A 15,102-nucleotide genomic window follows, 5' to 3' on the forward strand; every position below is an offset into this window, starting at 1 on the left:
GGCCGGCTGACCCCCATCGAATTCGAGACCGTCATGACCACACCGGCCCTCCAGCTCGCGTGACCGAACCTGTCACCCAAACCTGCAGCAGACCCACACCCTCGTCCATCAGGCTGGTTAGCCGCGCCTTATCGCAAGATCCGCTCGCGCCGCCGCATGAAGAGCGTTCAGGGCCGTGACCAGTGGAACCTCCTCGAGGGCGGCCTCCCCGTTGGCGGGATTGCGTGTCACTCGTAGTAGATCCCAGGCTTGCTGATTGACGACGTGGGCAGCAGTGGCAGCAGCTTCGTCGCTCAACAGGATGAAGCTCTCGAAAAGGATCGATCGTTTGGCCTCGATCGCCTCCATCTCCGCCAGCGCACCGGTTGTGTCCTCCTCCCGGTCACGAGCCCGCAAAGCTTCCCTGGCGGCTCTCATGATCTCTTTGACGCATGAGATGTACTCGATGTAGGTATCGAGCTTCCTCTCATCCCAACGGGTAGTCATCGTGCGTCGGAACTTTGCCCGCTCGGCTATCGCCGTCGCTAGGTAGGACGTCAGGGCGCCGATGAGGACGCCGACCAAGGTGACTATCTGGGTGGCCATGCCGATCAAGCTACTGGCCACCGAAGTCGCGTGTGCCACAGCCGTGCCACATGGTGCGGTCAGTCACGGCCAGCGATGGTTCACCGCAGTCGAGATACCCCGCTGGACGACGGACCCTCGGTGCGTGGCGTGACCTGCCTGCCTTCGCTATCCCGCACCACCAGGCTTACAAGGCGGTGGTGGCCGGGGCACCACAAGTGCAACAGATCCATTTGTAACAGCGGGATACCACAGCGATGGCACGCGCCGAGGCCGCGAACCAGCACTTCGCCCAGGTCAGTCTGCGAACACCCACTTGATCCACGCAGCGTCCCAAGCTGAGAGCGCGAGTTCGATCTGGACGCCGGATGCCTCGGCTTGATCCAATGGCGGATGACATCGTTCTGGACGGGCAAGCGGGTACGCCTGCGCGGCATCGAGCCCGACGACTGGACCACGTTCATGCGCTTCGCCGACGACGAGGAGCGGTTGGGAGACCTACTGCACCCACCCCGTTCCGCCGAGGGCTACCGTGCCTGGGCGAAGGAGCAGGCTGCTGCCAAGTCCGATGGCGACTGCTTCCAGTTGGCGATCGAAGCCGTCGACACGGGCGACATAGTCGGTGCTGTCGGCTCGCACCGGGCTGATCCACGTGCGGGCTGGTTCGAGTACGGCGTCACGATGGGCGCTGATCATCGGCGCAAAGGCTACGCGGCAGAAGCCGTGGTGATGCTGCTGCGCTTCATGTTCGCCGAGCGGCGTTTTCATAAGTGTGGAGCGCGGATCTTCGCGCACAACGAGGCATCGCTGGCGCTCCATCGTCGGCTCGGTTTCGTCGAGGAGGGTCGCCTTCGCGATCACGTGTTCCTCGCCGGTCGGCACCACGATCTCGTCATTCTGGGCATGCTCGCTGACGAGTTCACCCAACTGCACTCGATGAGCGAGCTCTGATGACTCGCCCCCTCGGGCGCTGCAACGCTGGTTGCGGTACAGCAGCGAAGTACCGCAACCCCAAAGACGGACCATGTACCGCAACAGCCCGCAGACGACTCAACGTGACCGGTAAGACCCTCGCTGACCGGACCGGCTAGAGCTACGGATCAGAAGGTTGCACCGGATCTGGCCCGCACCAATCGTCTCGTTCAGCGGCCTTCACCGTCGTTCAAGTGGGTCTATCAATAACGGGCATGATGCTGAAGGGCCCGCCGCGAACCGCGGGACCCTTCAGCATCATCTCCCGCGACTTGTCCACGGGCGCGTCGGCACCGGGTGCCCCTGCCTCCACAGATGCCGTGGCACGGCGCTAAAGTTTCGCCGCTGCCGTACGGACGACGAACACGATGCCGTCCGTTCGCCTCGGGGGAGGGGCAACGCAGCCATCCATTCACCTGTGGGGGCACATTGAACATCTCTACGCGTCGCGGATTCGCGGCGCTCACGACCGTCGCCGCACTCGCGGCCGGTCTCGTCGCCGGGCTCCCGGGCCAGGCGACCGCCGACACCACCGGCTGGCCGGCCACGGACGGCAGGCTGCTGTACAACGAACTCGGCTCGCTGCGCTACATCAACCCCGACGGGACCAAGAGCGTCCAGTTCTACGAGACCGCGAATCAGGCCGCCTGGTCCGCCGACGGCAGCCAGATCGCCTACGTGGGCTCCGCCGACGGCCGTCTCCGCACGAAGACGTACGCCCAGGAGTCGATATCGGGCAACGACATCGTCATGCCGGCGGGCAGTGGCTGGCATCCGACCGACCCGACGTTCTGGTACGGCGGAGGCGACATCGTCTTCACCGCCGGAGGCCGACTGCGGGTGGCCGTGGCCAACAGCGCCCGCGCTCCTCAGGCCCTGTTCGGCACCGACGTCGACGGCTGCGACTCCAAGGCCAGCGGCGCCGTCAACGGCAAACTGGCCTTCGTACGCACCGGCACGAGCTGCTCCACCACCGGCACTCCGGCCGTCTGGGTCTACAACGGCCCCACCAAGGCGTTCACCAAGGTGGCCGCCAACGCGGACGAGCCGAGCATGTCCCCCGACGGGCAGTCGCTGGTCTTCACCCGGACCGTCGCCGGACACAAACAGCTCTTCACGGTCAAGGCCGACGGCACCGGGCTGACCCAGGTCACCACGGACCCCGCCGACCACAACCGTCCCGCCTGGTCGCCCAAGGGCGACCGGATCGCGTACGACACCTACTTCACCGGCAGCCCGGACACCGGCCCCAGCGGTTCGCAGATATGGATCCACGACCTCGGCACGGGCACGGAGACGCATGTGCCCATGGCCGACGGGACGGACGTGGCCTGGCAGCCGCTCCGGAAGAACGCGATCTCCCGGGTCTACGGCTCCGACACCTACGACACCAACATCGCGTCGTCCAAGTGGACGTGGAATACCCTCGGCAAGAGCGTGCCGGGCCTGATGAACGCGAGCTCGGCCGTCCTGATCAGCAAGTCGGACTCCGCGTACGCCACCACCGCGACCTCGCTGGCCGGCAAGAAGCACGGACCGGTGCTGATGACCTCCCGCACGGGCCTGGACTCCTCCGTCCAGACCGAGCTGAAGCGCATGCTGCCCAAGGGCAAGACCGTCTACCTGGTCGGCGGCACCAGCATCCTCAGCAGCTCGGTGGCGTCCAAGGTGACCTCGCTCGGGTACGTCGCCAAGCGGCTGTCCGACGTCTCGCGCTACTCCACCTCGGTGGCCGTGGCCAAGACGATCACCAGTGCGCCGAAGTACGTGTTCCTGGCGACCGGCACGGACTACCACAACGCCCTCGCGGCCAGTTCCGCCGCCGGCGCCATGGGCACCTCGGGCACCGCGGTCGTACTGCTGACCGAGGGCTCGACCATGACCGCGTCCGTGTACGGCTACCTGAACAAGTACAGCCCGAGCACGACGAAGATCATCACGGTGGGGGTCGACGCCGAGTCGGCGCTGGCCAAGGCGTACAACGCCGGCAAGCTGCCCTACTGGCCCAGCAAGTACAGTTACTACCGCTTCGGCGGCAGTCCGGCGCCGGTCGCCGCGAGGCTCGCCGAGTTCTGGTGGTCGTCGCCGTCGGACGCCGCGGTGGCCTCCGTGGGCAGTTGGCGCGGCGGCGTCTCCGCGTCGTCGGCGATGACCACGTTCGGCCCGCTGCTGTGGACCGACGTCACCTCGCTGACGTATGACACCAAGTGGTACATGATGCGCACGTCGGCGAGCCTGAACCACGTGGCCGTGTTCGGCGGCAACGGCTCCGTCGACGCGAAGGTGGTCCCGTTGATCGGCAGGGCCATCGGCGTGGACAGCACCTACGTGTACACCCCGTACTACAAGGGTGACATCCCGCAGAGCCCGGCCTCCCAGCCGTTGTCCGCGAGCACTGCGAGCACCGGCAAGCCCGTTCCGAGCCCGGATCTGGCCCCGCTCAAGGTGACAGTCTCGAAGTGACCCCGTGTCCGGGTCGCCTTCCTCCCAGAGGGCGGCCCGGACCACCGGCGGATCGGCCGGGGACATCTCGCGAGCGCGAGCCGGTCGGGCCGGTGCGCGCGGAGGTGTGCGCCACCGCGACCCCTGCCAGCAAGAACAGGGCGACCAGCGTCGCTGGGACCGCTGCCGTCAGCCAGAAGCCGGCACCGGCGGGGGCCGCGGTCAGCAGGAGGGCCGTCGCGGCCGCGGCGAGGCCAGTGGCCAGCAGGCCCGGCATCCGTGAACCGCACTACCGATCCGCGTATGACGCAGCAGCGAACATCTGCTCCGGCATCTTCGACACGATCCCTGTGGACCTCCACGACGTCGTACACGAGGCGGTCATGGCTGGGTACGCGGCCGCTCTAAGCGACTTGGAGGAAGGCAAGTTGGACGACCAGGTTCGAGAACGCTCCGAGAGCATCGAGTAAGGCCCGATGCTTCGGGCCGTCTCAGTAATCCGGGGGCGTGACGGCCCCACCCGGTGGGCGTGAAAATCGGGGTGTGGCCGCCCGGCGGACGTCGAGGAAACTTGGTGCGATCCGGAGCCCGTGTCTCAGTAGGACGCTGGGGGTCCAACGTCAGGCACCCGGATGTGTTGCTTCGAGCACGTGAATCAGTTTCTTCTGCCTGCCGGACCCCCGTCGGCCGGTCACGCGCCCACGGCCGTGAACGCGAAGGGGGTGCCGGGGGATGGACGTGATCCACGAACGCTGTGCCGGGATCGACATCAGCAAGGTGGACGTGAAGGTGACGATCCGCTTGCCCGGACCGGGTAAGCGCCGCCACAAGGAGACCCGGACCTTCTCATCGATGACGTCCGGGCTGCTGGCCATGCGGGACTGGCTGCTCGCCGAAGGCATCACGGTCGTCGGCATGGAAGCCACCGGCGCCTACTGGAAGCCCGTGTTCTACCTGCTTGAACACGAGATGGAGTGCTGGCTGCTCAACGCCCGGCACATGAAGGCGGTGCCCGGCCGCAAGACCGACGTGAAAGACTCCGAGTGGATCGCCCGGCTGGTCGAACACGGCCTGGTGCGGCCCTCGTTCGTGCCCCCTCAACCGATCCGGCAGCTGCGGGACCTGAGCCGCTACCGCACCGAGGTCATCCGCGAACGCACCCGCGAGGCACAGCGGCTGGAGAAGCTGCTGGAGGACGCCGGGATCAAACTGTCCGCCGTGGTCTCCGACATCCTGGGGGTCTCCGGCCGGGCCATGCTCGAGGCCCTTGTCACCGGCACCCGTGACCCACACGTACTGGCCGACCTGGCCAAGGGCTCCATGCGGCGCAAGACCGACACCCTGATCGAGGCCCTGACCGGCCAGTTCATCGACCATCACGCGTTCCTGGTCCGCGTGATGCTCGACCGCATCGACGCCTGCACCGCCACGGAGAAGCGGCTTGATGCGCGGATCGACGAACAAATCGCACCTTTACGCCGTCGAATCGACCTGCTCGTGACCATTCCCGGTGTGAACACCCGCACCGCCGAGGTGATTCTCGCGGAGATCGGCGATGACATCGCCCGCTTCCCGACAGCCGCCGACCTGGCGTCCTGGGCCGGTGTCTGCCCCGGCAACAACGAGTCCGGCGGCAGAACAGGCCCGGGCAGGACCCGTCACGGCGACCCCTGGCTCAAGGCCGCCCTCGGCCAGGCCGCCGTTTCCGCCTCGCGCACCAAGGACACCTACCTCGCCGCCCGCTACCGGCGCATCGCCTCCCGCCGCGGCAAGAAGAGAGCACTGGTCGCCCTCCAGCACTCGATCCTGATCTCCGTCTGGCACATGTTCACCCGCGACTCGGAATACGCCGACCTCGGCGGCCGGTACTTCATCGAACGCACCGGCCGGGCCCGGCAGACACGGCGCCTAGTCAGCCAGCTCAACCAACTCGGCTACCACGTGACCCTGCAGACGGAAGGATCCGTCTGACCATCGGCTACCGATACGTGGATGGTGGATTTTCGAATCAGTTTCCGTCTCATTCATCTCCGTTCAATGCCGTTCAAGTGAGACCCAGGACCGTCGTCGTCGCGTTCGTCAACCGCCCATGAACCCAGGTGAATGCTCCCGGACGCAGCCCAGCGCCGCACCACCACAGTTGGAAAACGTGCACGTGATGCCATGTCGGCCGCTGCGCCGATCGTGGAGGGTTCGCTGTCAGTCCTGCCCTGTACGGTCCCGCCCATGGCTGAGAGACCAACTACTCGCTGGCGCAACGGCATAGTCAAGGAAGCCCAGGAGCTTGGAGTAGTTGTCCATTCCTGTGGATCGCTGGGTTAGGACAACGGGTTGGTGCCTTCGATGACTTGCCACCCGGAGGCCAAGGTGCCCGACTTGAGATGCTGAACGCTCTCTCCTCGGAGCGTCACGAAGGCGGTGAAGCCCGTGTCGAGTGCTGCCACTCGATCCCTGAAGAAGACGGCCTGCGTCAGCTTCAGGTCGAATGTTTGGGCTGAACCGCTGAGCCGGTTGAAGCGGGCACCGCGACGGACCGGTCCCCGCAGGCAGCGCACACTGACAGTGGCCTGTTCCAGGGATGCGACGATGACCCGGTCAATCTGCAGTTCTACGCTGCTACGACGGCTGCCGGGGCCGGGGATCTCGCTCACGCGGCTGTCCCCTCTCGCTCGACCAGGACGCCGTTTTCGAACCGGGCACCCGCGCGGACCAGGGGAACGAGGTGGGCGCCGGTGATCGCGCGCCAGCGAGCCTGAGCGGACTCGACGAGCTTGAACACCATCGCGAGGGCCGCGGCCGGGCTTCCTGCGCCGCGAGTGACCTTGGTGCGGAGCTTGACGGTGGAGAACGTCGACTCGATGGGGTTCGTGGTCCGTAGGTGGATCCAGTGCTCGGCCGGGAAGTCGTAGAACGCAAGCAGTTCTCCTATGCGGAACGCTGAAGCCCGCGTCACGTTGGGCGTCACGGCAGCGCGTGAGGGTGACTTGGAACAGGCACTCATCATGGGCGACCGGGCCCTCGAAGGTGACCGTCAGTCGGTGCCGTCGCTCATCATGACCAGCCGCGAACTCGCTGCCGAGATGCGGCGCCGGTACAGTCCGAACCGGCGGCACAGGACTACCTTGGACGGCTTCACTCGTTGGCACAGGAGAAGCCCGGTTTCATGCCGCGATGAGCCTGAGCACAAGAATCCAGCCCGGGGCTACGCCCCGGGCTGTTCCTTTTCCTCGCGGACAGTATGAGGAACGACTACCAGCGGACCGTTCCTCACGGGCACGCCCTGGGGAGTGAACGGGGAGTGGATCAAGAAAATGATGCCGCGCCGCACCCACGCCAACCAACGCACGCCAAGGCGCTGACCTGCCCATATACTCAACGATCCTGGTCAGCGATCTTTCCGCACATTATTCGGGACGAAGAGGTCGTGGGTTCAAATCCCGCCACCCCGACAGCTGTAACACCAGGTCAGGCCCGGTGCTGAGAGATCAGCACCGGGCCTGATTTGTTGTCCGGCCCCGTTTTGGGAGCCATTTGGGAGCCAACTGGGGGTGGGTTTCGGGATCCGCCTCCCAGGGGAGCCGTGCCCGGAGGTGCTCGTGCCCCGTCCGCGATCAGGTCGTGGTCATCCGGCTTCGTCGAGCAGGCGTGCCGGGTCGAGGACGGTGATGCGACCTCGGGCCAGGCGGAGCAGGCCGTGGTCGGCGAAGTCGTGCAGGACCTTGGTGCAGGTCTCGCGGGAGGTGCCGGCCAGGGCGGCGAGCTGTTCGTGGGTGAGGGCGATCTGAGGGTGGCGGGCGCCGGGGCGCAGGCGGCCCGCCGGGGTCCCGGGGTTGCGCGCGGCGAGAGTGGTCAGGGTGGTGGCGATGCGCTGCGGGACGGACTTGAACACGCTGTCGGACAGGCGTTGTTCGAGGTCGGCGAGGCGGTGGCCGAGGATCTCGGTGATCCGGGCGGCGATGCGGGCGTCGGCGAGCAGGAACTTGTGCACGTCGGCGCGGCTCATGACGCAGACGGTGACGTCGTCGAGGGCCTCGGCGAAGTTGTCGTACATGCGCTGGCCGAGCAGCGCCATCTCGCCGAAGATCGTGCCGGGGCTGATGATCGCGCAGGTGAGGGCGCGGCCGTCGGCGGAGACCCGGAAGATGCGGACCCGGCCGCGTTTGAGGATGAAGAGCACCTCGCTGGGCTGCTGCGGGGAGTGGAGGATCTCCCCGGCGGAGTAGGTCTTCATGGGGGCCGCGGCGGCGATGGCCTCCATCTCCGGCTCCGACAGGTCGCGGAAGATGTCGACCTCGGACATGCACCAAGTGCGGTCCGGATCGTCGGCAGCGTCGTCGCGCTCGATCATGTGCGTGGCCTCCTCACGTCGCCCTGGTGCCCACGGCGGTGGCGCGGCGCCCCATGGGGGGCTGGCCAGTGCGTCGGTGCCCTCGGTCAGACAGTAGGACACCGGGCCGGGGCCGGGGGTGCTGCCGCGCTGGACGGCACCCGGTGGCGGGGGCCCGGTGCCGTCCGGCGACGCGAGCGGGGTGGGCGTCATCGCCCGGCCGTGCCGGTCCGCTTGCCCATGGTCTGGGCGAGGCCGGCGTAGGTCAGGCCGGCGAGCAGCCCGAAGACCAGGTGGCCGCCGAGGCTGGAGCTGGTGACGTCGTTCCATTCGAAGACCGGCATGCCCATGTTGGCGGGCATGATCCACAGGGCGCCGAGGGTCCACCAGACGGCGCCGTAGGCCAGTCCGAGGACGACGGCGGGCGCGAGCCTCTGGGCGAACTCGCCCAGCAGGACGCCGAAACCGATGCCCGCGAACAGGGCGATGGCCAGGTGGATCAGCCAGCCGACGAAGGCGTTGGTGGAGCCGAGCAGTCCGGCCACCATGGTGATCATCGCGGTGTCCGCCATCGGGCGTGACACCGACATCCAGATGCCGAAGCCGATGCCGCCGACCAGCCCGGCCGCGGCGCCGTAGAGCGCGTGGACCGGGATGACGGCGGTGGTGGGAGATACCCGCAAGGTGGTGGTCATGGTGAGCTCCCTGTCCTGGCCTGGGTGTTCTGTTTCCTGTTCTTGGCCCTGTCGGCTTCGACGCTAGGAGCGGTGCAGGGTGCAGGTATGTGAGGGCGCTTACGTACGGGCTGGTAGGGCGTTGTCATTGTCAGCGGCGCCCGGTACGGACCTGGGCGGAGGCGGACGCTGGGGCGGCGCCCAGTCAGTGGGAGGCCGGGGCGGTGACCCAGAACGAGTGCTTGGTGTGTGTGCGCCCATTGAGCAGGAGCTCCAGTTCGTGGCGGCCGGGACGGATCGTGCGCGTTGCCATGCCCGGGCGGAGCAGGTGTCGCTTCGTGAGGGTGGCCTGCTCGCGCCTGGCGAGTGAGAGTCGCCTGAGCTTGTAGACCTTGCGGCCGGTCAGCCTGCCCTCGGTGTCCGGGTAGTGAAGCGCGTAGTCGGCGATCACCTCGGTGTCTTCCTCGGCGCGGATCGTGAAGGAGAATGCGAGTTCTGAGCCGAGCTCGACCCGGTCGGGGAGGGTGAGATTCGAGACCGTGACGGCTGGTTCCAGGGGGACGCCCAGCAGTTCCAGTGCACGCGGGTTGCCCCGTCTCATCAGGGATCGTGTGGCGTGACGGACGACGTAGTCCAATTCCTTGGCACCCTGTCGGCCGGACCTTCTCCACCGCTGGAGTGTGTCGACGGCCAGGTCGGGGTCCAGTTTCGAGAGGTCGTTGACGTGGTTGGCCACCGAGCGGGTCACGAAGCGGGTGGTGTCGGTGTACAGGCTGTCGAGGAGCGGCACCGCGTAGTCGACTGGTGTCCCGAGTCGGCTTGCCCAGGGGAGTCTGGGCCGGGTCCCCTCACTGCACAGGCGGCGCACGTGGTAGTGCTCGTCGGCCGTCCACTGGGTGAGAGTCATCAGGGTCTCGTCCGGGAAGGCGTTGATGAAGGCCCTCACGGCGAACTCGGCGGAGAACCTGGTGGTGAGGTCGCGGAGTGCGGCCATCGCCACCCGCTACGAAAAGACCGCGACCATCTACCTGGCCGGGCTCCACATCGCGGGTATCCTCCTCTGGTCCGCGCGGTGATCCAACGCCCGCCGAGCAGGTCCTTCCGACGAGTGCCACGTCCGGGGACGCGACGGCAGGGCGAGTGCGGGAGCCTTGTCAGCGGACGACGTCGAAGACGTTCTTCTGCAGGCCGTTGGCGTAGACCTCGTGCTCGACAAGCTTCAGCTTCTGCGTGTCCTTGTCCGTGGCGCTGAACAGACGCTTGCCCGCGCCGAGCAGGAGCGGAAAGACGAGCAGGTGGTAACGGTCGATCAGGCCGGCATCCGAAAGGCTCTGGTTCAGGGAGGCGCTGCCGTGGACGATGATCGGCCCGCCCTCCGTCTCCTTCAGCGCGGCGACCTCGTCGAGCGAGCGCAGGATCGTCGTCTCGCCCCAGTTCGAAACCAGGTCGTCCTCGGTGAGGGTGGTGGAGACGACGTACTTCGGCATCACCTTGTAGTCGGCGAAGTCCTCCATGTCCGGCCACACCGGGCTGAACACCTCGTAGCTGACCCGGCCCATCAACATCGCGGTGGCTTCCTTCTGCTCCCGGCCCTTGATGTCGAATGCCTCGGGGAGGAACTCCATGTCCTTGAAGGTCCACCCAGAGTTCCGGTAACCGGGCTCGCCGCCCGGGGCCTCCACGACGCCGTCGAGCGATATGAAGGCGGTGCTGATCAGGGTACGCATCTAAGGTTCCTCTGTGTCTCGTGTCTGGTTCTCAGCGGGTTCGGACGGTGCACGCTTCGACCACGCTCGTGACTGCGGTGCACCAACTATGATCTCTGACTGCGGATCACGGAGAAACTCATCGGCCGTCGCCCGCCCCTTCCGGCGGCCTCGGCCATCCGGATCACCTCGGCAAGCCACACATGTGCCCGATCGCGAGAACTACCGGCAGCGAACAGCGACGAGCGGTGCATGGCCGCAACCGGTGACGCGGCATCTTGATGTCGTCGGGCTCGGTGATCCAAACGAAACGGCCTAGGTGTAGGAGGCCACGACGTTGGTGACGCCTGTCGCCGGCCATCGGGAGCGAGGAAGAGGCCCACGGGTCTTCGTCCTTCCTGATCCGGTCAGTTGGTGAGGAAGGACAGCCGCGGGTCGGTCAGGTTCGGGTCGATCTCGATGACCTCCGCGGTCACGACATCGTGGACGACGAACGGATCCTCGGCGACTCGCGCCTGGAGCGCCTCGGGCGTCAGCCCCGTGGCGAGCACGGCACCGCCCTGCCCCGGCCGGATGCTCCCGACCAGGAGGAACACGCCGTCGTCCATGCCGCGGCGGATCCAGTCCTGATGCTCGGCCATGTGCTTGGGCGCCTCGGCTTTGTTGTCGGAAAAACGAAGCAGGACGATGTACACGTCGGTCTCCTTGCTGGGAGTGGAAAAGTGCCCTGACTGGGTTTGGTACGGAGGAGCAGCCCGGTCACGGAATGGCGATCTGCTCGGTCAGCCAGGTGTTGAGCCGAGCGACCTCGCGGCGCACGAAGTCGCGGTCGTGAAAGGCGTTCGACAGCGTCGCGACGCCCTGGCTGAAGGTCAGGACATGCATGGCGAGGTCGTCGGCGTCCGCCGTTCGCCCGAGTTCTTCGAACTGCCCCCGCAGCCAGGTGCGGAACACCTCGAACACGCCGACCGCGTGTGCGCGGGAGGGATGGCCTAGCTTGGCCAACTCGTTGGTCAGCGTCCCGACCGGACATCCGTAGTTCTCGATGTCCCCCTGGTTGGTGATGACGATCTCGACGAACCGACGTACCCGCTCCAGCGGGCCGGCAGGTCCCTCGCCCCACGCTGCCAGCATCTCCCGTGTGCTTGCCAGGCGAGCCTGGATCACCGCTTCGAGAATCTCGTCCTTAGTCTTGAAGTGGTAGTAGAAGTTCCCACGGGAGATCCCGACGGTCTCGGCGATCGCAGCGAACGAGGTCCGCTCGAACCCCTGCTCATAGAACAGGCGATTCGCGGCGTCCACGATCTGCTCCCGCGTACCCACCAGCATCCACCTCGCGGCACTCACCCACGCCTAGGACGGATGTCCTAGGCGGATGCCGGAACTGTAGGACATCCGTCCTAGGGGGGGTAAGGTCAGTGCCGTCAACAGCATCATGTCCAGCAACACCTAGGCTGCTCGGGGCTTCTCCGCGACGAGGAGGGCGTAGCCGAGGGCGCCGTCGGAAACGGCGGTGCGGGCCGCGTTCAGGACGGCTGGGGCCGCGTCCAGGTCCAGGTCGGCAGCGGCGAGTCTGTCCGCGGCGGTCAGCCGGAGCAGGTTCAGCCGGGCCTCGATCTGGTCGATCATGCGCAGCATCGCCTCGTCGTGGCGCTCGGTGCGGACGATGCGCAGCCCTGCGGTTGCCAGGATCTCGGCGTACTCGGTCGGCGGACGGGCGTCGGCGATGCAGGCGATCCGCGCGGCGAGCGTGGTGAGTTCGGGTGGCAGCCGGTCGGGGGCGGCCGTGACGTCGGTGATGCCGAGTCGGCCGCCGGGTCTGAGGACCCGGGCGAATTCGACGGCGGCCTTCGGCTTGTCGGGGAAGGTGCACAGGGCGCACTCACACACTACGGCGTCGAACAACCCGTCCGGGTAAGGCAGTTGCTCGGCGTCCCCAGTGGTGAAGGCGACCCGCTCGGCGTGCCCCGTGGCCGCCGCGGCGCCCTGGGCGAGGGCGGTGTTGGCCGGGGAATAGTCCACGCCGTCCACCCGCACACCGTAGGCGTCGGCGACGAGCAGGGCCGTGGTGCCGCGGCCGGAGGCGACGTCCAGGACCCGGATGCCCGGGATCAGCCCGAGGGCGTCGGCGAGGCGGCGGGTGAGGGTGGTGCCGCCCGGGTGGTAGGAGTCGCCGAGGAGCAGGGCGACCACGTCGGAGGAGTACGCCGCCGCGCAGCACGCCTTGAGGTCGTCATCGCCGGCCATCATGAACTCCCCTCGATGCGCGCCGTCTTCGAGCCGTACGGGGTGTCGGTGAGGCGGTCGGCGAGGGGCAGGGCGTTGGGGGCGACGTCGGCGACGGAGACGCCGGACATCTGCGCGCGGACCTGCTCGCGGTAGCCGACGGAGTTGTAGGCGCAGAACGGGATGAGCCGGCCGTCCGGGGTGATCTCCTCCACGCAGCACTTCATCAGCTGCTTGACGTTGAGGGTGTAGGGGTCCTGGAAATCCTGTACGACGATCATGAATGCCCTGTCGCTGAGGTCTTTCACCGCTTCCGGCAGGTCAATGCCACAGGCGTCCGCGCAGTCGAGGGCCTCGGCGGTGGCCCGCAGCTTCTCCTCGGTCGCCTCCGTTCCCATGAACGCGGACGCCGACCAGAGTTTCTCCAGGGCCTCGCGGATGCCGGCGTCGGGCAGGACGCGGTTGGTGACGTAGTCGAGGTAGTCCTCGACGTTCAGCAGGCGTGGGATGGGGACGACGGTGCGGTTGTCGGGTTCCCCGTCCACGAGGAGGTAGGTGACGGAGCGGCAGGTGGGGAAGCAGCAGGGCACGGGGAAGAAGTCGCCCTTGGCGAACCACTGCGGGCGCTGGGCGTTGATGAGCCGGATCACGTCGGGGTTGGTCAGCCGCTGCAGCGGGTCGAACTCGACGTGCCGGCCGGAGTGGGTGACCGGCTGGAACGCCACCGATCGGACGGCCGGGTGGTCGATGCCGTATTCGATGATGTCGCCCAACTCATGCTCGTTGAGGCCGCGTTCGACGGCGGCGACCAGAGTGACGGTCAGTCCGGCCTCGGCGCAGTTGTCCAGCGCCCGTTGCTTGAGGGTGCGCAGGTCCCGGCCCCGGATCTGCAGGTGGGTGCGTTCGTCGAAGCCGTCGAATTGGAGGTAGACGTTCACCGAGCGGCCGGGCGTCCGGTTGCGCTTGCCGAGCTCGGCGACGAAGTTCTTGTCGGTGGCCAGTCGGATGCCGTTGGTGTTGAGGGTGACGTTCCTGATCGGGCGGGCCTGGGCGAGGTCGACGAAGTCGAGGATGCGCTTGTGGATGGTGGGCTCGCCCCCGGAGAACATCACCACCTCCGCCTCGCCCTCGCTCGCGACGAAGACATCCAGCATCGTCGCGCACTGCTCCTGGGTGATGGCATAGCCGTCGGGCTGATGGCCGGAGTCGGCAAAGCAGATCGGGCAGTCCAGGTTGCAGCCGGTGTTGACCTCGATGATGCCCAAGCAGGCGTGCTGCTTGTGCTCCGGGCACAACCCGCAGTCACTCGGGCAGCCGTCCCGCACCTCGGTCTGAAAGGCCAAGGGAATCGTGCCGGGCTTGTTGAAGCGGGCCGAGGCCAGGTACTCCTCGGCGTCCCCGTAGACCAGGGCCTCGAACTCGCCGTGCTCGCGGCAGCGCTTGCGCAGATAGACCTTGTTCTCGCGGATGTTGACCTGGGCGTCGACGGGCGCCTTGCACAGCGGGCAGATCGATTTGGTGAACTCGATGAACACCTCCTCTCGGTCCTGCTTCGTACGGGCGCCGTCTGTCACTGCCGACGGGACCGGTCGGGCCGGATGGTTCACGGTCATCGGCTCCTCGCCTTCGCTTCACCGTGGTCGTATGCCTGGTCACCAGTGCTTTCGTGCGGGGCAGGCCGGGTACGGGACCGGCGGGCGCCGCGCAGCAGCACGGCTGCGTACAGCAGGGCCAGCCCGTCCTGGACCAGCACGAACCAGCCGAGCCGCTGGGTGAGGTAGCTCCCGAAGCAACCGCAGTTGGTCACGGTCAGCCCGCGCACGAACGCCTGCACCGCCAGCCCGCTCCACACCAGCGACACGGCCGTGTACACCCACACCGGCGCGATCGCCGTCGACCTCGGCCGGGCCAGGAACCACACCCCGCACACCAACTCGCCGACGATCAGCAGCACGGCCGACACAGTCGCGGCAGTCCCGTGCACCAGGCCGTGCGCGCCGAGGATGGCCGGCATCTCGCCGATGGAGGCGAGCTGAGCGATCCCCATCGTTGTGTAGATCGCGCCCAGCGCGAGCCGTAGCACCATGCCCCGACGCTACGGCCGTACAGCGGCCGCAAACTGTAAGCGCGCTCACCGAACCCGCGACTTGATCACCGGTGGCCGGGGCGGCTTTCCGCCAGCGTGCTGATC

The 15,102-nt window shown here is 67.1% G+C and carries 15 protein-coding genes and 1 pseudogene; 4 read left to right on the forward strand and 12 right to left on the reverse strand.

All coding sequences use genetic code 11. The features are described 5' to 3' along the window. Window positions 1–117: 117 nt before the first annotated feature. Window positions 118–585 carry a hypothetical protein gene (locus ACZ4RZ_RS48590; RefSeq protein WP_467754062.1) on the reverse strand — a complete coding sequence of 156 codons (468 nt, stop codon included), beginning with the start codon at window positions 583–585 and terminating at the stop codon, window positions 118–120. 372 nt (window positions 586–957) lie between these two features. Here ACZ4RZ_RS48590 and ACZ4RZ_RS48595 point away from each other — a divergent pair, with 372 nt between their 5' ends. The 4 genes from ACZ4RZ_RS48595 to ACZ4RZ_RS48610 all read left to right on the forward strand — a co-directional run bounded on the left by ACZ4RZ_RS48595 (window position 958) and on the right by ACZ4RZ_RS48610 (window position 5,949). Continuing rightward, a complete protein-coding gene (locus ACZ4RZ_RS48595; RefSeq protein ID WP_467754063.1) occupies window positions 958–1,515 on the forward strand; it encodes a GNAT family N-acetyltransferase in 558 nt (185 codons plus the stop codon). A 450-nt stretch (window positions 1,516–1,965) separates the two neighbouring features. Next, window positions 1,966–3,999 (forward strand): cell wall-binding repeat-containing protein, encoded by a 2,034-nt coding sequence (locus tag ACZ4RZ_RS48600; protein ID WP_467754064.1) that lies wholly within the window; start codon window positions 1,966–1,968, stop codon window positions 3,997–3,999. A gap of 92 nt (window positions 4,000–4,091) precedes the next feature. Then, window positions 4,092–4,448 (forward strand): hypothetical protein, encoded by a 357-nt coding sequence (locus ACZ4RZ_RS48605; protein WP_467754066.1) that lies wholly within the window; start codon window positions 4,092–4,094, stop codon window positions 4,446–4,448. Window positions 4,449–4,710: 262 nt separating this feature from the next. Continuing rightward, on the forward strand, window positions 4,711–5,949 hold the full coding sequence (locus ACZ4RZ_RS48610) for an IS110 family RNA-guided transposase (RefSeq protein WP_467754067.1): 1,239 nt from the start codon (window positions 4,711–4,713) through the stop codon (window positions 5,947–5,949). A gap of 347 nt (window positions 5,950–6,296) precedes the next feature. Here the strand turns inward: ACZ4RZ_RS48610 and ACZ4RZ_RS48615 are convergent, their stop codons facing one another. From ACZ4RZ_RS48615 to ACZ4RZ_RS48665, 11 genes and pseudogenes are all read right to left on the reverse strand, one after another. Next, on the reverse strand, window positions 6,297–6,629 hold the full coding sequence (locus tag ACZ4RZ_RS48615; RefSeq protein WP_467754068.1) for a hypothetical protein: 333 nt from the start codon (window positions 6,627–6,629) through the stop codon (window positions 6,297–6,299). Continuing rightward, a pseudogene (locus tag ACZ4RZ_RS48620) lies at window positions 6,626–6,898 on the reverse strand (transposase); the annotation flags it as partial. The pseudogene ACZ4RZ_RS48620 and the gene ACZ4RZ_RS48615, both read right to left, overlap by 4 nt. A 702-nt stretch (window positions 6,899–7,600) precedes the next feature. Further along, a complete protein-coding gene (locus ACZ4RZ_RS48625) occupies window positions 7,601–8,518 on the reverse strand; it encodes a Crp/Fnr family transcriptional regulator (protein ID WP_467754070.1) in 918 nt (305 codons plus the stop codon). Further along, a complete protein-coding gene (locus ACZ4RZ_RS48630) occupies window positions 8,515–9,000 on the reverse strand; it encodes a hypothetical protein (RefSeq protein WP_467754071.1) in 486 nt (161 codons plus the stop codon). The genes ACZ4RZ_RS48625 and ACZ4RZ_RS48630 overlap by 4 nt, the downstream gene beginning before the upstream one ends. A gap of 184 nt (window positions 9,001–9,184) precedes the next feature. After that, window positions 9,185–9,973: a hypothetical protein gene (locus tag ACZ4RZ_RS48635; protein WP_467754072.1), complete on the reverse strand. Its 789-nt coding sequence runs from the start codon at window positions 9,971–9,973 to the stop codon at window positions 9,185–9,187. A gap of 160 nt (window positions 9,974–10,133) precedes the next feature. Further along, entirely contained in the window at window positions 10,134–10,706 is a 573-nt protein-coding gene (locus ACZ4RZ_RS48640; RefSeq protein WP_100830143.1) for a dihydrofolate reductase family protein, read from the reverse strand. A 386-nt stretch (window positions 10,707–11,092) separates the two neighbouring features. Then, the gene (locus ACZ4RZ_RS48645; RefSeq protein ID WP_467754073.1) at window positions 11,093–11,380 is read right to left on the reverse strand and encodes a YciI family protein; all 288 of its coding nucleotides are present in this window, start codon (window positions 11,378–11,380) and stop codon (window positions 11,093–11,095) included. Between the two features lie 64 nt (window positions 11,381–11,444). Next, window positions 11,445–11,987 carry a TetR/AcrR family transcriptional regulator gene (locus tag ACZ4RZ_RS48650; RefSeq protein WP_467754074.1) on the reverse strand — a complete coding sequence of 181 codons (543 nt, stop codon included), beginning with the start codon at window positions 11,985–11,987 and terminating at the stop codon, window positions 11,445–11,447. A gap of 147 nt (window positions 11,988–12,134) precedes the next feature. After that, entirely contained in the window at window positions 12,135–12,935 is an 801-nt protein-coding gene (locus ACZ4RZ_RS48655; RefSeq protein ID WP_467754075.1) for a class I SAM-dependent methyltransferase, read from the reverse strand. Then, window positions 12,932–14,524, reverse strand: coding sequence for a radical SAM protein (locus tag ACZ4RZ_RS48660; RefSeq protein ID WP_467754076.1), 1,593 nt, complete (start codon window positions 14,522–14,524; stop codon window positions 12,932–12,934). The genes ACZ4RZ_RS48655 and ACZ4RZ_RS48660 overlap by 4 nt, the downstream gene beginning before the upstream one ends. After that, window positions 14,521–14,997, reverse strand: coding sequence for a MauE/DoxX family redox-associated membrane protein (locus tag ACZ4RZ_RS48665; protein ID WP_467754077.1), 477 nt, complete (start codon window positions 14,995–14,997; stop codon window positions 14,521–14,523). The genes ACZ4RZ_RS48660 and ACZ4RZ_RS48665 overlap by 4 nt, the downstream gene beginning before the upstream one ends. Between the last annotated feature and the right edge of the window lie 105 nt (window positions 14,998–15,102).

The organism is Streptomyces sp. NPDC027189 (genome assembly GCF_055566975.1).

Bases quoted from the DNA above. Each gene is read 5' to 3' on its own strand.
- ACZ4RZ_RS48590 (WP_467754062.1), bottom strand. From the start codon at position 585: ATGGCCACCCAGATAGTCACCTTGGTCGGCGTCCTCATCGGCGCCCTG.
- ACZ4RZ_RS48595 (WP_467754063.1), top strand. From the start codon at position 958: ATGACATCGTTCTGGACGGGCAAGCGGGTACGCCTGCGCGGCATCGAG.
- ACZ4RZ_RS48610 (WP_467754067.1), top strand. From the start codon at position 4,711: ATGGACGTGATCCACGAACGCTGTGCCGGGATCGACATCAGCAAGGTG.
- ACZ4RZ_RS48625 (WP_467754070.1), bottom strand. From the start codon at position 8,518: ATGACGCCCACCCCGCTCGCGTCGCCGGACGGCACCGGGCCCCCGCCA.
- ACZ4RZ_RS48630 (WP_467754071.1), bottom strand. From the start codon at position 9,000: ATGACCACCACCTTGCGGGTATCTCCCACCACCGCCGTCATCCCGGTC.
- ACZ4RZ_RS48635 (WP_467754072.1), bottom strand. From the start codon at position 9,973: ATGGCCGCACTCCGCGACCTCACCACCAGGTTCTCCGCCGAGTTCGCC.
- ACZ4RZ_RS48640 (WP_100830143.1), bottom strand. From the start codon at position 10,706: ATGCGTACCCTGATCAGCACCGCCTTCATATCGCTCGACGGCGTCGTG.
- ACZ4RZ_RS48655 (WP_467754075.1), bottom strand. From the start codon at position 12,935: ATGATGGCCGGCGATGACGACCTCAAGGCGTGCTGCGCGGCGGCGTAC.
- ACZ4RZ_RS48660 (WP_467754076.1), bottom strand. From the start codon at position 14,524: ATGACCGTGAACCATCCGGCCCGACCGGTCCCGTCGGCAGTGACAGAC.
- ACZ4RZ_RS48665 (WP_467754077.1), bottom strand. From the start codon at position 14,997: ATGGTGCTACGGCTCGCGCTGGGCGCGATCTACACAACGATGGGGATC.